The organism is Klebsiella sp. C239 (assembly GCF_048822715.1).
GTDB classification, from domain to species: domain Bacteria; phylum Pseudomonadota; class Gammaproteobacteria; order Enterobacterales; family Enterobacteriaceae; genus Klebsiella; species Klebsiella quasipneumoniae.
The window spans coordinates 71791-89346 of sequence record NZ_JBMEZK010000008.1 but is presented as its reverse complement, the minus strand read 5'-3'; the positions used below and the strand labels follow the sequence as shown (position 1 = coordinate 89346).

Annotated in this window: 16 protein-coding genes; 4 read left to right on the top strand and 12 right to left on the bottom strand. The window is 55.4% G+C overall.

The annotated features are described in order from the left end of the window. The first annotated feature begins 45 nt into the window (after positions 1–45). Together ACOI6Z_RS20210 and actP are read left to right on the top strand one after the other, a co-directional pair. Complete coding sequence (locus ACOI6Z_RS20210; RefSeq protein ID WP_004206350.1) at positions 46–357, top strand: DUF485 domain-containing protein; 312 nt, start codon at positions 46–48, stop codon at positions 355–357. Further along, complete coding sequence (gene actP, locus ACOI6Z_RS20205) at positions 357–2009, top strand: cation/acetate symporter ActP (RefSeq protein WP_025999225.1); 1653 nt, start codon at positions 357–359, stop codon at positions 2007–2009. The genes ACOI6Z_RS20210 and actP overlap by 1 nt, the downstream gene beginning before the upstream one ends. A gap of 52 nt (positions 2010–2061) precedes the next feature. On the opposite strand, the gene ACOI6Z_RS20200 is transcribed toward actP, so the two are convergent. The 7 genes from ACOI6Z_RS20200 to ACOI6Z_RS20170 all read right to left on the bottom strand — a co-directional run bounded on the left by ACOI6Z_RS20200 (position 2062) and on the right by ACOI6Z_RS20170 (position 9221). Continuing rightward, the gene (locus ACOI6Z_RS20200; protein ID WP_420687509.1) at positions 2062–3159 is read right to left on the bottom strand and encodes a type 1 fimbrial protein; all 1098 of its coding nucleotides are present in this window, start codon (positions 3157–3159) and stop codon (positions 2062–2064) included. A 20-nt stretch (positions 3160–3179) separates the two neighbouring features. Continuing rightward, positions 3180–3731 carry a fimbrial protein gene (locus ACOI6Z_RS20195; RefSeq protein WP_044525147.1) on the bottom strand — a complete coding sequence of 184 codons (552 nt, stop codon included), beginning with the start codon at positions 3729–3731 and terminating at the stop codon, positions 3180–3182. 35 nt (positions 3732–3766) lie between these two features. Continuing rightward, positions 3767–6358 (bottom strand): fimbria/pilus outer membrane usher protein, encoded by a 2592-nt coding sequence (locus ACOI6Z_RS20190; protein WP_065813070.1) that lies wholly within the window; start codon positions 6356–6358, stop codon positions 3767–3769. Further along, on the bottom strand, positions 6312–7001 hold the full coding sequence (locus ACOI6Z_RS20185) for a fimbrial assembly chaperone (protein WP_065813071.1): 690 nt from the start codon (positions 6999–7001) through the stop codon (positions 6312–6314). The genes ACOI6Z_RS20190 and ACOI6Z_RS20185 overlap by 47 nt, the downstream gene beginning before the upstream one ends. Positions 7002–7060: 59 nt before the next feature. Beyond that, a complete protein-coding gene (locus ACOI6Z_RS20180; protein WP_072096590.1) occupies positions 7061–7618 on the bottom strand; it encodes a fimbrial protein in 558 nt (185 codons plus the stop codon). A 509-nt stretch (positions 7619–8127) separates the two neighbouring features. Then, positions 8128–8817: an LrgB family protein gene (locus tag ACOI6Z_RS20175; RefSeq protein WP_044525144.1), complete on the bottom strand. Its 690-nt coding sequence runs from the start codon at positions 8815–8817 to the stop codon at positions 8128–8130. Continuing rightward, entirely contained in the window at positions 8814–9221 is a 408-nt protein-coding gene (locus ACOI6Z_RS20170) for a CidA/LrgA family protein (protein ID WP_004206336.1), read from the bottom strand. The genes ACOI6Z_RS20175 and ACOI6Z_RS20170 overlap by 4 nt, the downstream gene beginning before the upstream one ends. A gap of 104 nt (positions 9222–9325) precedes the next feature. Here ACOI6Z_RS20170 and ACOI6Z_RS20165 point away from each other — a divergent pair, with 104 nt between their 5' ends. Further along, entirely contained in the window at positions 9326–10207 is an 882-nt protein-coding gene (locus ACOI6Z_RS20165; RefSeq protein WP_048296441.1) for a LysR family transcriptional regulator, read from the top strand. Positions 10208–10342: 135 nt separating this feature from the next. On the opposite strand, the gene ACOI6Z_RS20160 is transcribed toward ACOI6Z_RS20165, so the two are convergent. From ACOI6Z_RS20160 to soxR, 4 genes are all read right to left on the bottom strand, one after another. Beyond that, positions 10343–11989: a Na+/H+ antiporter gene (locus ACOI6Z_RS20160; protein WP_004206334.1), complete on the bottom strand. Its 1647-nt coding sequence runs from the start codon at positions 11987–11989 to the stop codon at positions 10343–10345. A gap of 147 nt (positions 11990–12136) precedes the next feature. Next, positions 12137–13486, bottom strand: coding sequence for an NCS2 family permease (locus tag ACOI6Z_RS20155; RefSeq protein ID WP_004206333.1), 1350 nt, complete (start codon positions 13484–13486; stop codon positions 12137–12139). A gap of 390 nt (positions 13487–13876) precedes the next feature. Continuing rightward, on the bottom strand, positions 13877–14545 hold the full coding sequence (locus tag ACOI6Z_RS20150; protein WP_023291647.1) for a glutathione S-transferase family protein: 669 nt from the start codon (positions 14543–14545) through the stop codon (positions 13877–13879). 259 nt (positions 14546–14804) lie between these two features. Next, entirely contained in the window at positions 14805–15263 is a 459-nt protein-coding gene (soxR, locus tag ACOI6Z_RS20145; protein WP_004206331.1) for a redox-sensitive transcriptional activator SoxR, read from the bottom strand. An 84-nt stretch (positions 15264–15347) separates the two neighbouring features. On the opposite strand from soxR, the gene soxS reads away from it, so the two are divergent. Then, positions 15348–15677, top strand: coding sequence for a superoxide response transcriptional regulator SoxS (soxS, locus tag ACOI6Z_RS20140; protein WP_004206330.1), 330 nt, complete (start codon positions 15348–15350; stop codon positions 15675–15677). On the opposite strand, the gene ACOI6Z_RS20135 is transcribed toward soxS, so the two are convergent. Then, positions 15662–17266 (bottom strand): EAL domain-containing protein, encoded by a 1605-nt coding sequence (locus ACOI6Z_RS20135; RefSeq protein WP_064157759.1) that lies wholly within the window; start codon positions 17264–17266, stop codon positions 15662–15664. The two genes, soxS and ACOI6Z_RS20135, sit on opposite strands and share 16 nt — an antisense overlap. Positions 17267–17556: the final 290 nt, after the last annotated feature.

The following is a 17556-nucleotide window of genomic DNA, read 5'->3' as shown; positions in this document are numbered from 1 at the left end:
GTCCGCTGCGTGGATGACGAAAGGGAGACCTCTGGAGACGCTAAGATGAATGAACAACTTTGTCAGCGGATAGAAAATAGTGCGCATTTCAGGGAGCTGGTGGCATCACGGCAACGGTTTGCCGCCATTCTGTCAGTGATTATGTTAGTGATCTATGTGGGCTTTATTCTGCTTATCGCCTTCGCGCCAGGCTGGCTCGGCACGCCGCTGCACGCCGGGACCAGCGTCACCCGCGGGATCCCGCTGGGCATCGGGGTGATCGTCATTTCGTTTGTTCTCACCGGTATTTATGTCTGGCGGGCCAACGGTGAATTCGACCGTTTGACCAAGAGCGTTCTCAACGAGGTAAAAGCATGATCAAGAGAGTCCTGACGGCGCTCGCCGCCACGCTGCTGCCCCTCGGCGTTCAGGCCGCAGACGCCATTACCGGCGCGGTACAGCGCCAGCCGACCAACTGGCAAGCGATTGTCATGTTCCTGATTTTCGTCGCCCTGACCCTGTACATCACTTACTGGGCGTCAAAACGGGTGCGTTCGCGCAGCGATTACTACACCGCCGGCGGCAATATCACCGGTTTCCAGAACGGGCTGGCGATTGCCGGCGACTTTATGTCGGCAGCGTCGTTCCTTGGTATCTCCGCGCTGGTGTATACCTCCGGTTACGACGGTCTGATCTACTCGCTGGGCTTCCTTGTCGGCTGGCCGATTATCCTGTTTCTGATTGCCGAACGTCTGCGTAACCTTGGCCGCTACACCTTTGCCGACGTGGCGTCCTATCGTCTCAAACAGGGACCGATCCGCACCCTCTCCGCCTGCGGCTCGCTGGTGGTGGTGGCCCTCTATCTGATCGCCCAAATGGTCGGCGCCGGCAAGCTGATCCAGCTGCTGTTCGGTCTTAACTATCACGTTGCGGTGGTGCTGGTGGGCGTCCTGATGGTGCTCTATGTCCTGTTCGGCGGCATGCTGGCGACCACCTGGGTGCAGATTATCAAAGCGGTTCTGCTGCTGTTCGGCGCCAGCTTTATGGCCTTTATGGTGATGAAGCACGTCGGCTTCAGCTTCAATAATCTGTTTACCGAAGCGATGGCCGTCCACCCGAAAGGCGCGGCGATTATGAGCCCGGGTGGGCTGGTGAAAGATCCGATATCCGCGCTCTCCCTTGGCCTCGGTCTGATGTTTGGTACCGCCGGCCTGCCGCATATCCTGATGCGTTTCTTCACCGTGAGCGACGCCAAAGAAGCGCGTAAAAGCGTGTTCTACGCCACCGGTTTTATGGGCTACTTCTATATTCTGACCTTTATCATCGGCTTCGGCGCCATCATGCTGGTCGGCGCGAACCCAGTGTTCAAAGACGCGGCCGGGCAGCTTATCGGCGGCAATAATATGGCGGCGGTGCATCTGGCGGATGCGGTGGGCGGCAACCTGTTCCTCGGCTTTATCTCCGCGGTCGCCTTCGCCACCATTCTGGCGGTGGTCGCTGGCTTGACGCTGGCGGGCGCCTCAGCGGTGTCGCACGACCTGTACGCCAACGTCTTCCGTAAAGGGGCGACCGAGCGTCAGGAGCTGAAGGTCTCCAAAATTACGGTGCTGATCCTCGGCGTGGTGGCCATTCTGCTGGGCATCCTGTTCGAAAATCAGAATATCGCTTTCATGGTCGGCCTGGCGTTCTCTATTGCCGCCAGCTGTAATTTCCCGATCATTCTGCTGTCGATGTACTGGTCGAAGCTGACCACCCGCGGGGCGATGATCGGCGGCTGGCTGGGTCTGCTGACGGCGGTGATTCTGATGATCCTCGGCCCGACCATTTGGGTGCAGATCCTCGGTCATGAGAAAGCGCTGTTCCCGTATGAATACCCGGCGCTGTTCTCCATCGCTATCGCGTTCATCGGTATCTGGCTCTTCTCCGCGACCGATAACTCACCGGAAGGAATGCGCGAGCGCGAGCAGTTCCGCGCCCAGTTTATCCGTTCGCAGACAGGGATTGGCATCGAGAAAGGTCAGGCGCATTAATCTTCTCCCCCTTCCCCGGCATCGTCCGGGGAAGGGGCTTATTCTGCCCCCGTCAGTTGTAGGTGAAGGTGATCACCCCTGCTGCGTTTGCTGAACCTGCTGTCACTATACTTCCCGTCTTATAATAGTTTGTGGAAAAAGCGAGCGACTGCTGAGCGGCTGCCCCGCCAGGACTGTCGGGATGGGTGAAATAGCTATAGCTGGCATCTGCGCCGTCGTTCGTTACCGTCGTACGGCTCGAGGTATAGAGGCTGATGTCGGTATTCAATGGCAGCGCTTCGCCATCCAGATTCAACTGGACCCCCACCCCGGTGGCAACATTCTCTTCTGCCGTTAAGGCCATTACGGTGTTATCCGGATTATCCCCACTCGCTTCCGCCGCCACCACCCGCATCGAAACATTGGTTCCCGGCTCGCAAAAGAGATTCATGGACTGCCGCGCTGATCCTACCTTCGTCGCGCTATTAAACTCGCCGGTATTGATGCTGCCCATGGCAAAACTAAGATTATTGCTACTGACATCGCACCCCATCGGGATCATCTGGATGCTGGTGGTTCCGCTGATATGCAGTTGGGAAATCGCTACCGAGCCTGACTTATCCTTTGCCGATACCGTCGCCACCGGGTCGTTAAAGGATAATGTACTATTGCTGGCAATCGCGCCGCCAGTCGCTACCAGCTGCAGCTGATACGCCGGGGTGTAATGTGTGGAAGCGTAGAAATCTAAAAAGCCATTAGGTTCACCGAGTTTAAAGTTGGCATCGCCGATATAATGCACCTGCGAGTCGGGAGTGAAATCATCTGTATCGTTCTCATATTCACCACTGATATTAAGCCACACTTTAACGCGTATCCCGATCCCCTGCACCGAGGTGGTATAGATGTTATCGCCGACCAACGCCCCGGCATTGCTCGAAGACCAGGCAAACACCGCGTAAATTTGCCCCTGGCAATTGAGCATAAACGTTTGCGCGTGATTCATTTTCCCGGAATCGTATAGCACCGTACCCGCGGTATAATTTCCGGCGTTGATCAGTATTTTTTCCGGCAGGTTAGTCATCGAGATATCGCCATAACTTTTCCCCTCACATAACGCCCAGCTGTAGGAGGGGATCAGCACCACAATGAAAAATAAAATAAGCTTTTTCATAAACTTCCCTGTCGAAATGATTATTTATAAGCCACATCAAACGTGGCGGTAAAACCGACAATGCCGGGACTCACCTGGCCATAAGGTGAGTACATCCGTGCCGCCATGGTGAACGTGTGGATGTCCGCTTCGCTATCAAAGGTGAAGAGATACTGGTTACCGGGGCCCAGCGGCTGCTGGTCGGCCATGCTGAGCAGTTGCAAACCAATGCCGCTGGCCCCGCTATTGCCTGTCATATAGCTTTTATAGATCGAAGTATGGGCTTCATCGAAACCAGCCCCACTGAATGTGATCGTCACTGCCGACGCATAGGCGGAACAGTTGGAAAAGAGCAGCTTAACCGGCACGCTGGCGCTGCTCGATCCCGCTTTTCCGGAGAACGTCTGATAGGGAACGGTGCCCAAATCAATACGATTCGACGGCTCCACAGCCACCTCACAGGAGGGCGCTTCGATCGTGCCCGTAACCTTAAAATTGACCGTGCTGTTGCTCTCGTAAGCCAACCCGGGAGCGGAGAGCAGTAAAAGGCTAGCCAGTACACAGCCCCCTGCTCCGCAGTCTTTAATGCTCATATCAGCCCTTTTTTCCTGTTGCGAACGTGCGGCCATTATCGGCAGATGGCCTGATAAAACTGAATATTGTCGCTCAGCGTGGTGCTGGAGAAATCATAATGAGCGGTGCACTGCTCACTGCTTTTGTCCCCCCAGCGTGCTAGCAGCTGGCCTTTTTTCTGCAACCCCGTCAGGTAAACCTGCCCCTCATCGCCAACGATATTGCTGCGCGAGACGCTGGTGTTAGGCCGGGCGTTATCGAGGGTCACCAGCGCGCCGAAGGGCACCACCCCGCTGCGGGTGCGCAGTGTGAGCATCGCCTTATAGCCAATTCGCGTGTCATACTGCACTTTGACGATCGCGTTGCGCGTCGGTACCACCGTTCTGGCAACGTTATCCACTTCAGCGCCGGGGATTTCCTGTTCATCCAGCGCCAGGCTATTACGATGGTATGGACGGACGTAGGGCACCACGGCATATCCGGTGGAATCCGTCGTCACGTTTGTCTGGCCGCGCACCGTCACATCGCTGACGCCGGGGGTCTCGACCAGCGCCGAACTCTCCCCCAGAAAGCGTGACAGCGTGAGCCCACCTGAATGGGCGACCATGCCGCCGCGCAGCGAATAGTTGTAGTGATTACTGTAGCGGTCGTAGCCATAGCCGCCCGCCACGTCGCCTTTTGCCCCCTGGTAGTTGACGCTGAGGTTGCCGGAAGTGCTCTTATCCTGGGTGTTGTACCCTTCCAGCACGCTCCAGTTCAGGGAGCGATCCTCGAACGCTGAACCGTTAAGTCCCACGCTGTGCGTGGTGTCGTTATGGCGGCCATGGTTCATGGTGTAATTCGCCGAGAGTGAGTCTCCCAGCGGAATGCTTAACGTCAGGGAGACGACCGTATCGCTGGCCGGCCGGTTATGACCGCTGTCATCGGTGTTCTGCACGTTGCGGTTATAGGAATAGTTAATAAAGTAGGAGGCTTTGCCGATTGCTCCGCTATAGCCCACCCCGACCGACGCCATGCGCGAGTTGTCCCAGTAGGTTTCATTGATCAGCGACAGCGAAAGTGAGCCATAGCCAAACAGCGTCTGTGACACCGAGGCGTCAAAACGGCCTTTCGTTCTGCCGTTGCTGGTACAGCAGTCATACTGAGTGGAAGCGTTATCGACAAAATCCTGAAACGAATAGTATCCCGCGGTGGAATAGCGATAACCGGCCACGGAAAAGTTGGTCCCGGTCTGGAGAAAACTTTTGCTAAAGCGGACGCGATAAGATTGCCCCTGTTCTTTACTGGTCGATGTGGCCGCGGCGTTAGCGTTGACATCAGCCCATGACTGAGAACCATCAAATGAGAGGGCGCCGATAGTCCCAAGATTAAAACCGGCGCCTAACAGCAAGTTGGTGTATTTATCTTCCGCCTGCTGAAAGCCGCTATAAAGAGTAACGTTGCTGGTCACGCCATAAACCAGAGAGGACTGAATAAAGTTATATTCTTTATCGTCGGAGCTACCTGAGCGCGTTCTGCCGCTGCTCAGCGCATAGTCCATCTGGCCCTCGCGCTGCAGGATCGCCAGCGAGGCGAATGGCACCACAAAGTTTTGCTCGCTGCCGTCAGACTCTTTAATGCTGACGTACAGATCGCCGGCGCTGCCGGTGGCGTAAAGATCTTTTATTTCAAAGGCGCCGGGTGCAACGGTGGTTTTATAAATGCTATAGCCATTCTGATAGACCGAGACCTCAGCGGTGGTACGCGCAATACCCTTGATCGTCGGCGCAAACCCGTGAAGGCTATCCGGCAGCATCTCTTTATCTGAGCTGAGCTGTAGGCCGGTAAAGCTCATGCTGTCGAAGATGCCGGACGACGTATAGGTGTTGCCCACCACCAGTTGACTGCGCAGGGTTTGGATATCGCGGGTGATATAGGAGTATACCGACTCCCAGCGACTGCTATTGTCGCTGTGGCTATAGGTGCTGTAGTTGCGCAGGCGCCACGGCCCCAGGTTCACGCCAGGCTGCAGGCTGATAAACTGGCTGTCGATAGTCGCGCCGTTATGTCGCGGGGTATTGCGCTGACCGGAAATGCTGTAGTTGAGAATACCGGCGTTAATCCCCTGCTGCCACTGGCTCTCGGGCACATAGTCCCTGGGGCGGTTCAGCATGGCGGCTTGTGGGACGGTAAAATCTATCCGCTGTTGGGCAAGTGAAACCGTAAACGTCACGCCCGGGATCGCCGACAGCTGAGCACAGGTTTCTCCTGCCTCGAACAGCTTCGGATAGGCGACGGTATTGATGAGCCATGAATGAAGAAACTCCGTAGAAAGACAGGGAGTCACCGTTGCGTTTGCACCAGCGTCAGGGTTATTTACCTGAAACAGGAGCGATTCAGAACCGACATACTTATCATTGATGAAAACATCCAGGTAATAAGTGCCCGGCGGTACGCCATCTTGCGAAAAATAAGACAGATCAACTGAAGCCGCACTATTAGCGGTGACTTCGAGTAGGTTTGGGTTGAAATATTCGCCGGCCTCAGCGCAAGTAGGTAGGGTACTCAGGCACAGAAAAATAGCGACGCAGAGACTTTTTGTTTGAAATAGCGGCTCAACGCTACTGAATAAGAGCGGTATATTTCTTCCCTGACATACCATAATCATTAATCACGCTCCATGTGATTTCTTTTTTTCCTGCCGAGGACAGGTTACTCCTGACGGGTATTTTTAAAGTCGAAAACGGGGCTGCAAACCATGCACCAGAAATATTTTTACCGTTAACACTAACCTGCGAGAAATTCATATACACTGGTGAACTATTTTTTACCGTTAGGGACGCCCCTTCTTTACCCCATTGTAATTTGTCGGCATAGCTTTCTGGTGTATTACCTTTTAACGCGGCAGGCCGGTAAATTAATTTTATTTTCGAGTTGATAGCAAACTGCACGACATTTTTATCAGGAATATATTCCGTCGCCGGGATCCCTTTAATATTTAGCCAAAACATGGATTCGCGGTCGTCTGGTAACATCTTTCCTGAACGGACAATACGCACAAATCCTTTTTCTCTGGCTTTAAGACGAAATAGCGGTGGTGTAATAATAAATGCATCTTTTGCTGGTGAAGCAGCATCAACCACAGAGAGCCAGGACTGCACGATATTGCTGTTCTGATCTTTATTCTCAACGCTAATAACGGCGTTATTCTTCGTACCATCAAAGACAAGGCGCGTACCGCCAACCACCACGCTGGCTTGCGCGATAGAAGACGACAGCACTAAACCAACCACAAAAAAAGGATATCTCATACGCTTAAATAAGGGGAATAACAGACGATCCCCCTTTCTCCCTTCAATAAAATGCAGAATTAATGATAGGTCACGTTATAAGTTACCGTTGTCTGAACGGCACCCTTTGTCGGTTCACCAGAGCCCGATTTCACCATCTTAACGGTGAACGGAATCGTTGCGGCACCGGAGGAGATATCGACATCGGAACCTTCTTCGTTATTTTTCATCAGGCTACCGGCTTCGTCATACAGCGCCACAGCGACGCCCGTTGCTGCGTCTTCCGTAGCCTGGTTTTTAAAGTAATCGCTATTCGCGGTATCGGAAACCCCGCCGAAAGTCACGCGGGCGGAGTTATTTCCCCCCTCTTCCACCGTCGGGCAATCCGCTAAGCTAAAGGAGAAATTTTTGGCTGCGCCGAAGGTATACGCTTTCAGGTCCGCCACCGAGGTGGTACCCATATCAATGGCAGTCACACCGCCATCGATGGTCGCCGTACAGGTAGTATCTGAAACAATGCCATTAAAGGTAATGGTGTTATCAGCCTGGGCAACGGTAGACAGCGCGCTGCAGGCAGAGAAAATCAGGGCACCTGCCAGAAATTTTTTACTCATCTTCATATTTATTCCCATATCCATTATAAACGACAATCAGTCCGTCAATTGCTTTATGCAGCGATATTAGAGAATGAAATTCAATCAGCGCGGCGTCATGCCGGCATTTACATGCTATCGGCTTGATGACAGGCACTATTATGCAGAAATAAACGACCCACTATGAATCCATTCAATAATACAAGCTCGCGTAAAAAGAATAACTAACACATGGTAAAAATTCAATTATCAACAGATATGCTATTTTTTAAACAACGCGTATTAAAAGATTAGCGGCGCGACATAAAAAACCTTAAAAATCACTTGGATAAGCAGTTATATAATTCGTGAAAATAATAAAAACACTGAATTATATTTAGATTGCAATTAAATAATCGACGCCAATGAAATATTTTCTTACAAATTCAGGAGAAACATAAGAATCGACTTAATCTTTTATGATGAGTAATAACGGGTATAAACAAAAACAGGGGAAAATAGTCCATAACTATTCTCCCCCTCAATATTTCATAATATCCGGTTACGGGACCATGTTAAAACAGCAGCCAGCGCACGACCGGCGCAGCCAGCACGACGACCACACCTGAGAGCATCATCACCAGGCTGGCCACTACGCCCTCCTGCTGGCCCAGCTCATAGGAGCGCGCGGTTCCGGCACCGTGGGAGGCCGCCCCGAACCCGGCCCCTTTCGCCATCCCTTCCCGGATAGCAAGCCGTAAAAACAGCATGTCCCCCACCGCCATACCAAAGACGCCGGTGATCACCACAAACAGCGCCACCAGATCGGGTTGACCGCCGAGCGGTTTCGCCGCCGCCAGGGCAAAAGGCGTGGTCACCGAACGCACCGCCAGGCTACGCTGTATTTCGTCAGACAACATCAATCCGCGCGCCAGCCACACGGAACTGGTCACCGCTACCACCACCGCCGTCACCACCCCTGCGCTGAGAGACATCCAGTGGCGTTTGATCACCGCGATATTTTCATAGACCGGGACGGCAAAGGCGATGGTCGCCGGGCCCAGCAGCCAGAGCAGCCAGTGGGTCTCTCCCATATAGCTCTGATAAGAGATATGGCCTGCCACCAGGATCAGCACCAGCAGGATCGGCGTAAATACCAGCGGCATCAACGGCAGTTTATGAAAACGGCGATACAGTTTTTTATTAGCGTAATAGAGGCCCAGCGTCGCCGCCAGACACAGGATACTTAGCGTGGTATCGCTCATTTTTTTATCCTGTTCACTTCGTAACGATAAACCTTGTCAACGACCCAGGCCGTAGCGCCGAGCACCATCAGCGTGCTTAACGCAATGACCAGGAAAATACGCCATCCGTCGACCATCAACAGCTGGGCATAATTGACCACCGCCACCACCGCCGGGACGAAAAACAGCAGCATCTCCGCCAACAGCCAGCGGGCGCCGGCGCGAACCCAGTTGAGGGGGATCACCCGGCAAACGATCATCAACAGGAGCATCACCATGCCCACTAAGTTGGCCGGCAAGGGTACCTGCCACCTGTTCACCAGATATTGTGCGAAGATGAATAACCCGACGTAGAGCAGCACCTGTATCGGGATCTGAAGTCGCTGCGCCACAGCAGGGGCAACGCGAGCTGGCGCGAAGGCCATGAGCGATAGTCCTGAAAAAAGAAGTCAGGCATGCAGTATAGAGAGCCGCCGACGCGGACAGAAATGAATTAAAATCATTGCAGGTATAGTCTCAGGGAATAATTATGGATATCCGAACGCTGCGCTATTTCGTTGAAGTGGTTCGTCAGCAGAGTTTTACTCGCGCGGCGGAAAAGCTGTTTGTCACACAGCCCACCATCAGCAAGATGCTCAAAAATCTCGAAGATGAACTGAACTGCACGCTGTTGATCCGCGACGGCCGCAAACTGCTGCTTACCGATACCGGGCGCGTGGTTTTTGAACGCGGCCAGGCGATCCTCGGCGAGTTCAGCCAGCTGGAGTCAGAGCTGAGCGATATCAATCACCTGCATAAGGGGGTGCTGCGTCTTGGCATTCCGCCGATGGTCGGGATGCTGATGGCGGAGCCGATCAGCCGTTTCCGCCAGCGCTACCCGGGCGTCGAGCTGAAAATCGCCGAGTTTGGCGGCCTGACGGTCCAGCAGGCGGTCAGCAATGGCGAACTTGATATGGCGATGACCGCCCTGCCGATCGAAGAGGGCAGCAGCCTCACCACCCTGCCGTTGTTCAACCACCCGCTGTGCGTCCTGACGCCCAGGAGCGCGGCGTGGGAAGGCAAAACGTCGCTCTCGCCGGCGGAGCTGGCGGCGCATCCGCTGGTTATCTACAACGAGGAATTTGCCCTCAGCCAGCAGCTGATGCGCCTGTTTAGCGAGCACGACGTGAAGCCGCGGATCGCTGTGCGCAGCGGCCAGTGGGATTTTCTCGCCGCCATGGTGCAGGCCGGCATTGGCGTGGCGATCCTGCCGGAGCCGATTTGCCAGCGTCTCGACCCGCAGAACTTTTGCTGGATCCCATTGCAAAGCGAGCTGCGCTGGGAGCTGGGGATGATTTGGCGGGAAGGCGTGTATATGTCGCGCAGCGCTGAGGCCTGGCTGGCGTGCAGTAAAGCGTTCTGGCTGGAATAACGCCTGGCGGCGCCAGGCTGGTGCGCATCGGGTGGATACCGCGGAGGTTGTCGGCCAGGTAAGGCGTCAGCTGCCCGCGGGCACACTTGCGTTACGAAAGATCACCCGGCGGCGCTACGCCACCGGGTCTGACGATCACTGATCTTCGATCAACAGCGCTTCCAGCAGGTCGAGGTCGTGCAGCAGCTTCTGCAGCGTCTCGTTACTAATCTGCCGGGTGGCGCGCAGATGGTACAGCTCACCGCGCTCAGAGCGCAGCGCCGCCAGGCGGAAGCGCCGCTCCAGGCTCTCTTCGAGCATCGAGGTTTCCACATCGTTACGACCATCGGCGCGGCGGCGCAGGTTACCGATCACCCGCGAACTGACTTCGGTCAGCAGCTGGTTATCGATATTCTCTTTGGTATCCGCCGCCAGCCGCTCTTCCATCTTCTGGATCGCCACAATCGCCACGTCCGCCGTCGCCGCGCGCGCCAGACGCTCCTCTTTCCGCTGCTGCACATTATCGCTCGATTCAATGTGGCGCAGCAGGATCGGCAGCGCAATCACCCCAACGAACAACGAGAACAGGATCACCCCGGCGGCGAGGAAAATCAGCTCATAGCGCGCCGGAAAGACATTCCCGTCCGGCAGTAGCAGCGGAATAGAGAGCACACCGGCGAGGGTAATCGCCCCGCGCACCCCGGCAACGGAGGAGATCAGTAGCTCGCGCGTGGTCCAGGAGCCAAACTCCATCGGCTTCTTCTTCAGGAAGCGCTGGCTAAGCTTACGCATCGACCACAGCCAGCCAAAACGCACCAGCATCAGCGCGGCATAGATCAGGATGATGTCGGTAAACAGCATCCAGGTCTCGACATTGGGGTCGGCTTCCGCCGCCACCAGCGAGCTGGAGAGGATATCCGGCAGCTGCAGGCCCAACAGCAGAAACACCATGCCGTTAAAGACAAACTCCAGCATCGCCCATGTGCTGTTGGCGCGCAGGCGCATCGCCAGCGGCGCGGTACGCATCACGCCGGAACGGGTGATGGTCATCCCTGCCGCCACCGCCGCCAGAATGCCGGAGACGCCGATATGTTCGGCAATCAGATAGGAGGCAAACGGCAGCAGGAACAGCAGGACGATCTGCGTGGCGGGCTCGTCACCGCCCCAGCGGCTGAGGAAGCGCATCGAGCGGCCATACGACCAGCTCACCACAAACCCGGCCAGCACGCCGCCAATCGCCACTTTCAGAAACTCGACGGTGGCGCCGCCGACGGTAAAGACCATGGTGCCCATCGCCACCGCGACGGCAAACTTGAGCGAGACCAGGCCGGAGGCGTCGTTCATCAGCGCCTCACCCTGCAAAATGCCCATGATTTTTTTCGGTATCCGCCCTTCCCCGACGATACCCGAAAGCGCCACGGCATCGGTCGGCGACAGCACGGCCGCCAGCGCGAACGCCGGGATCAGCGGAATGCCCGGCACAATCCAGTAGATCAGAAAGCCGATGCCGACCACCGTCACGACCACCAGCGCCAGCGCCAGGCCGAGGATCTCGCGACCGTGCTCAATGAATTCACGAGTCGGCGTTTTCCAGCCGTCGGCGAACAACAGCGGCGGGATAAACAGGACCAGAAACAGCTCTGGATCAAATTCAACATGCAAACCAAAGGTCGGCCACGCCAGAAGCGCGCCAATGGCGATTTGCATCAGTGGGAGTGGAACCTGAAAGGGCAGTACGCGCGTCACTACCCCGGAGAGTGAGACCACAAGGGTCATGATGAGGATGGTAAAGAATATTTCCATGTGTTCCCTGTTTGCTGCGTTTTCTTTTATACCTGTGAGGCGTCTTGCCTTTGAATCATACGCTACCCAGATTAACGCAAATGGAAACAGGATGTGGCTTAAAAATAAAACGGGCGGCCTGAGCCGCCCGTGAGGAGCACAAAGGGTTTAAATCGCCCACCCGCCGGCGTAGAACACCACCAGCGCCACAGCGATAATCACCGTGCCGAGGTTCAGCTTGCGCCACTCGCCGGAGACCAGACGGCCGATCACCAGGGTCGCGAAACCGATCATGATGCCGGTCACGATGTTGCAGGTCAGCACGATAAACACCGCGGTGATCAGGCCAGCCATCGCGTCAACAAAGTCATTGAAATCGATCTTCGCCACGTTGCTCAGCATCAGCAGGCCGACGTACATCAGCGCCGGCGCGGTCGCGTAGGCCGGCACCAGATAAGAGAGCGGAGAGAGGAACAGGATCAGCAGGAACAGGACCCCTACCGTCACCGCGGTCAGGCCGGTTTTACCGCCGGCTGCCGTACCCGCCGCCGATTCGATATACACCGCCGCCGGCGCCGCCCCGACTAAGCCAGAGAAGACGCTGCTCAGGGAGTCGGTGGTCAGCGCTTTACCGCCGTTGATGATCTGTCCGTCTTTGTCCAGCAGGTTCGCCTGACCAGCCACCGCGCGGATGGTGCCGGTGGCGTCAAAGACCGCCGTCATCACCAGGGCCAGTACGCTGGGCAGCACGACCGGATTCAGCGCGCCGACGATATCCAGACTGCCAATCAGCGAGTTGCCCTGGTCATCGCTCAGGGATGGCATGGCGAAAATCCCGGAGAAATGGACGTTAGGATCGAAAATCAGGCCGACAATCGACACGCCGATAATGGTCAGCAGAATACCGCCCGGTACCTTCATTTTTTCCAGACCGATGATCACCGCGAGGCCAATCAGCGACATTACCACCGGGAAGCTGTCAAAGTTCCCCAACGCCACCGGCAGACCGTCCAGCGGGTTTTTGATCACCAGGCCAACGCCATTGGCGGCAATCAGCAGCAGGAACAGACCGATCCCGATCCCGGTACCGTGGGCCACGCCCTGCGGCAGGTTGCGCAAGATCCAGCTGCGGATGCCGGTTGCCGAGATCACCGTAAACAGGACGCCCATCAGGAATACCGCGCCGAGCGCCACCGGAATACTGATGTGCTGCCCCAGCACCAGGCTGAAGGCGGTGAAAGCGGTCAACGAGATAGCGCAGCCGATGGCCATCGGCAGGTTTGCCCATAATCCCATCGCCAGCGAGCCAACGCCCGCCACCAGACAGGTAGAAACAAACACCGCGGCCGGCGGGAAGCCCGCTTTTCCGAGCATGCCCGGCACCACGATGACGGAGTACACCATTGCCAGAAAGGTAGTAAGACCTGCAACAATCTCCTGACGCACGGTGCTACCGCGCGCCGAAATTTTAAACCAGGCGTCTAATGAACCGCCGGTACGCGCTGAAGGCGTAGACATAGAAAACTTCCCCTGAAAATTTTTATTGTTCGTTGATATGCGTGGTGGACCTTCCACTGCCAGTTAAACGCGATCTCCTTGTACCGAATCGCAGCGCCAGGGGGGCCGCAAAAAAGCAAACGTTTAACTCCGCGCATACACTACGGTGTGTCAACCTTATCAACTCCCCCCGGCTAGCAGAAAAAAGAGGGAGTAAAACAGAAAGGCAAACGATTATCCGGCCTTTAGATAACCCTTTTCAACCGATGTTTATCGTATTTCGCTAAATTTCGCTTATGACGAACAGAAAATAACCAGCCGATGCGCAAACGTTATCGTCCATGCGCAATCCGCTAACAATTTTTTAGTGAGTTGCTTTCATTTAGCCGCGTCATCGGATCCGCTGATACTTCAGGCGCCGGGTAAAGTGAAGGGGCCGCCGCGCTCGATAGCCCGCTGCCAGGCCGGGCGCTGTTCCACCCGCTGTCGCCAGGCCTCAATATGGCGAAGATCATGCATGCCGCCGCGGGCCAGCAGCGCCATCACCGGGAAGCTCATCTGGATATCGGCCATGCTCAGCCGATCGCCGGCAAACCATGGCCGCGTGGCAAGATGGTCGTCAATGAACCGCGCATGGGTGGCCAGCTGAGGATCGAGCCACGCTTTCTGGATACCTTTGCCCAGCAGCGAGCCCAGCGAGCGGACGCCAAAGGGCACCGGGGGTTTGCCGAGGCTGGCGAACACCAGCTTCATTAACAGCAGCGGCATCAGCGAGCCTTCGGCATAGTGCAGCCAGAAGCGGTACTGCAGTTTGTCATCCGCGCCCTGTGGCTTCAGCAGCCCATCGCTGTCCCAGCTCTCCTGCAAATACTCAAGGATCGCGCCGGACTCCGCCAGCACATAGCCGTTGTCTTCCAGTACTGGCGATTTCCCCAGCGGGTGGATTTTCTTCAATGCCGCTGGCGCCAGCATCGACTTTTCCCGCTGATAGCGGACTATCTGATAAGGCAGCTGTAGCTCCTCCAGCGCCCACAGTACGCGTTGCGATCGTGACTGATTAAGATGATGTACCGTCAGCATGGGCCTCTCCCGTGGTTTGTTCAAATTAACTATAGGAACAGGCGCGGATTGCCGGGAAAATTTCGGCAAAATAGTGAGGAAAAAACGGCGGCGGATGCCATAGTTAAAGTGTCGACGCAAACCGGAACCTCCATCAACAGATTGCGCAATACTGAGGGACGTCGACGTCGGGGGAAACCCTCTCGTGAACCAACGAGATAATGCGAAAGACCAAGACCGGAAAACAACTAAAGCGCCCAGTTGTGGCGCTTTAGTTTTATCACTCCTCCTCCAGCAGCCGGGCGCCGGTCCCCTCTTCCCCCAGTTTATCGCCCGGGTTGCGTAGCGGGCAGTCGCGCCGCGATAAACAGCCGCAGCCGATGCAGCCGTCGAGCTGGTCGCGCAGCGCCGTCAGGGTGTGGATACGCCGGTCCAGCTCCTCGCGCCACTGTGATGACAGCATTTTCCACTCTTTTGCGCTGAGATTGTGCCCTTCCGGCAGCACGCCAAACGCGTCGCCGATGGTGGCCAGTGGGATGCCGATACGTTGCGCAATTTTGATAATCGCCACCGCGCGCAGGACATCGCGCCGGTAGCGCCGCTGATTGCCGGCATTCCGCTGGCTGTGGATCAGCCCTTTACTCTCATAAAAATGGAGGGCCGAGACCGCCACGCCGGTTCGTTTTGCCACTTCCCCGGGCGTCAGCAGCATTTTGATGCGGGGTGATTTCTTTTCCATAAAGCGCTTTACCTCAAGTTAACTTGAGGAATTATACTCGCCCGCAGACAAAACGACGAATCGAGAATTGAGAGAGGCCGCTTTATGTCCCATCAGGATATTATTCAAACACTGATTGAATGGATTGATGAACATATCGATCAACCACTTAACATTGATGTAGTCGCCAAAAAGTCAGGATACTCGAAGTGGTACCTGCAGCGGATGTTCCGCACCGTGATGCATCAGACGCTGGGGGATTATATTCGTCAGCGCCGTCTGCTGCTGGCGGCGGAGGCGTTGCGAACCACCCAGCGGCCGATCTTTGATATCGCCATGGATCTGGGCTACGTCTCGCAGCAAACCTTCTCGCGAGTCTTCCGCCGGGAGTTCGACCGCACCCCCAGCGACTACCGCCATCAGATCTCAGCGTGACGCGACGGCTGAGGCACGTTCATAGGCGCGGGCGCATTGGCTAACCACTGCATAAACTCCCGCGCCGGCATCGCTTTCGCAAACAGCCAGCCCTGGCAATACTGCACGCCGCGCTTGTAGAGCCAGCTTACCTGCTCAGGCGTCTCCACGCCTTCCGCGATAGTCTTTAGACGTAACCCGCGCGCCATCTCGATGATGTGTTCGGCAATCAGGTGGCTGGTGTTGTTGGTGGTCAGCGTATCAACGAAGGTTTTATCGATTTTAAGGATATCGACGTTCAGGGCGTGCAGATTATGCAGATTCGAATAGCCGGTGCCGAAATCATCGATGGCAATTTCATAGCCCGCTTCGCGGAACGCCTGAATCACCGGCGTAGTCTTCGGTACGTCGATAAACCCCCGCTCGGTTACTTCGATTTTGATCTGCCCGATACAGACCGCATAGCTGCGCGCTTTCTCACTGATCTGTGAAATCAGCCGCGCCGAGTGGAAATCCGACGCAGAGAGATTGATCGCCACGTACAGCTGAGGATGGCTGGCAAGAAACTCTCCCATTTCGTAAAACAGCTCATCCACCACATAGTCCGTCACCTGGGCAATCATGCCTTCATTTTCCGCCAGCGGAATAAACTCCGCCGGGTTCATCACCGGACCGTCAAACCCTGGCCAGCGCAGCAGCGCTTCCGCCCCGACGCAGCGGTTATTTTTAATATCGATAATCGGCTGGTAGTGCAGGCGCAGCTGGCGGCAGCTCAGAGCCCGCTGCAGCATATTGCGCGGCGAGTGATACTGACGGCGGGTGCGCGACCACACCAGCACCAGTAAAATACTGCAGATGATCCCCAGCGGCAGCGTCAGGCTGGCCTGGTCACAAAAGTTGTGATAATAGCTGGCCCGCGAGGTGGACATAATGACGGCGATCGGCCGGATAGCAGAGCGGGCTATCGTATACACCCGGCCATTCTGATTAAAAAAGGTATCGCCTTCGCGAATTAACGCATGGAGCTCTGCGGGCTCGACATTGTTACTTACCGAGAAAAAGAGGTTGGTTTTGGTATCGAACACGCCATAGGCTAAATCGCGATCGCTGGCGATCACTGAGCTGAACGAGAAGGGATTGACCACCACCACATAGGGTCCCTTCTGCATATAATTCATGGCAAAGCCGGGATAAAACGGCGTGTCCCGGTAATAGTAAATCGCGACATCCGGCTTTTTGGTGTAATTGGCCGCCGGCATCCGCCAGCCGGTTTGCTGATGAACGGACGTTGAACAGATAAAGCGCTGACCGTTAGCGTAGATCAGATCTTCCACATACAGCAGGCCGCGAACGATATGCAATAAATAACGCTGATGGTCCGCTGAGCACAGCTCCCCGCGATACTGGCTGGCTTTCGCCCGGGCCTGATCCGCTTCGCGGATGACCATTTCCGTTTTTTGCAGCGCCAGCTGCGAAAATGAGTGTAATTGATCAATGGTTTCGGCTTTTGCCCGCAGTTGGGCAAACCACAATGCCAGTACCACTGGCAATAAAATAACCAAACCCGTTCCGATGAGCCTTAGCGCCTTATGCGGCGTACTGTCACCCATTTACGCTTACATCCATGCGATATGCCTTAATTAAGGTAGCCCAAACACGTTAGCAATCGCGACTGCGATAGACATCAGCCGATTTCCGCCAGCCCTCACGGGCGTCAGCTTTACCACTGACAGGGAAGAATAATACTTATTTATCAGGTATTCGGAAGATATTCCGCCAAGATTAAGAATAGACGCGCTTCTGACTCGGTTTCTCCGTGTATTAAACAAGAACAAGTAATAAAACCCGCAGAATAATAATCATTAGCAAGAGAATGAAAATAAGATCATCGGAGGTTACA

What these genes read in the sequence shown, in the direction of transcription:
- ACOI6Z_RS20150 (WP_023291647.1), bottom strand. Translation starts at nt 14,545, where the DNA reads ATGCTGACGGTACATCATCTTAATCAGTCACGATCGCAACGCGTACTG.
- ACOI6Z_RS20170 (WP_004206336.1), bottom strand. Translation starts at nt 9,221, where the DNA reads ATGGCCTTCGCGCCAGCTCGCGTTGCCCCTGCTGTGGCGCAGCGACTT.
- ACOI6Z_RS20160 (WP_004206334.1), bottom strand. Translation starts at nt 11,989, where the DNA reads ATGGAAATATTCTTTACCATCCTCATCATGACCCTTGTGGTCTCACTC.
- ACOI6Z_RS20210 (WP_004206350.1), top strand. Translation starts at nt 46, where the DNA reads ATGAATGAACAACTTTGTCAGCGGATAGAAAATAGTGCGCATTTCAGG.
- ACOI6Z_RS20200 (WP_420687509.1), bottom strand. Translation starts at nt 3,159, where the DNA reads ATGAAAAAGCTTATTTTATTTTTCATTGTGGTGCTGATCCCCTCCTAC.
- soxR (WP_004206331.1), bottom strand. Translation starts at nt 15,263, where the DNA reads ATGGAAAAGAAATCACCCCGCATCAAAATGCTGCTGACGCCCGGGGAA.
- ACOI6Z_RS20190 (WP_065813070.1), bottom strand. Translation starts at nt 6,358, where the DNA reads ATGATTATGGTATGTCAGGGAAGAAATATACCGCTCTTATTCAGTAGC.
- soxS (WP_004206330.1), top strand. Translation starts at nt 15,348, where the DNA reads ATGTCCCATCAGGATATTATTCAAACACTGATTGAATGGATTGATGAA.
- ACOI6Z_RS20180 (WP_072096590.1), bottom strand. Translation starts at nt 7,618, where the DNA reads ATGGATATGGGAATAAATATGAAGATGAGTAAAAAATTTCTGGCAGGT.
- ACOI6Z_RS20155 (WP_004206333.1), bottom strand. Translation starts at nt 13,486, where the DNA reads ATGTCTACGCCTTCAGCGCGTACCGGCGGTTCATTAGACGCCTGGTTT.
- ACOI6Z_RS20175 (WP_044525144.1), bottom strand. Translation starts at nt 8,817, where the DNA reads ATGAGCGATACCACGCTAAGTATCCTGTGTCTGGCGGCGACGCTGGGC.
- ACOI6Z_RS20165 (WP_048296441.1), top strand. Translation starts at nt 9,326, where the DNA reads ATGGATATCCGAACGCTGCGCTATTTCGTTGAAGTGGTTCGTCAGCAG.
- ACOI6Z_RS20135 (WP_064157759.1), bottom strand. Translation starts at nt 17,266, where the DNA reads ATGGGTGACAGTACGCCGCATAAGGCGCTAAGGCTCATCGGAACGGGT.
- ACOI6Z_RS20185 (WP_065813071.1), bottom strand. Translation starts at nt 7,001, where the DNA reads ATGAGATATCCTTTTTTTGTGGTTGGTTTAGTGCTGTCGTCTTCTATC.
- ACOI6Z_RS20195 (WP_044525147.1), bottom strand. Translation starts at nt 3,731, where the DNA reads ATGAGCATTAAAGACTGCGGAGCAGGGGGCTGTGTACTGGCTAGCCTT.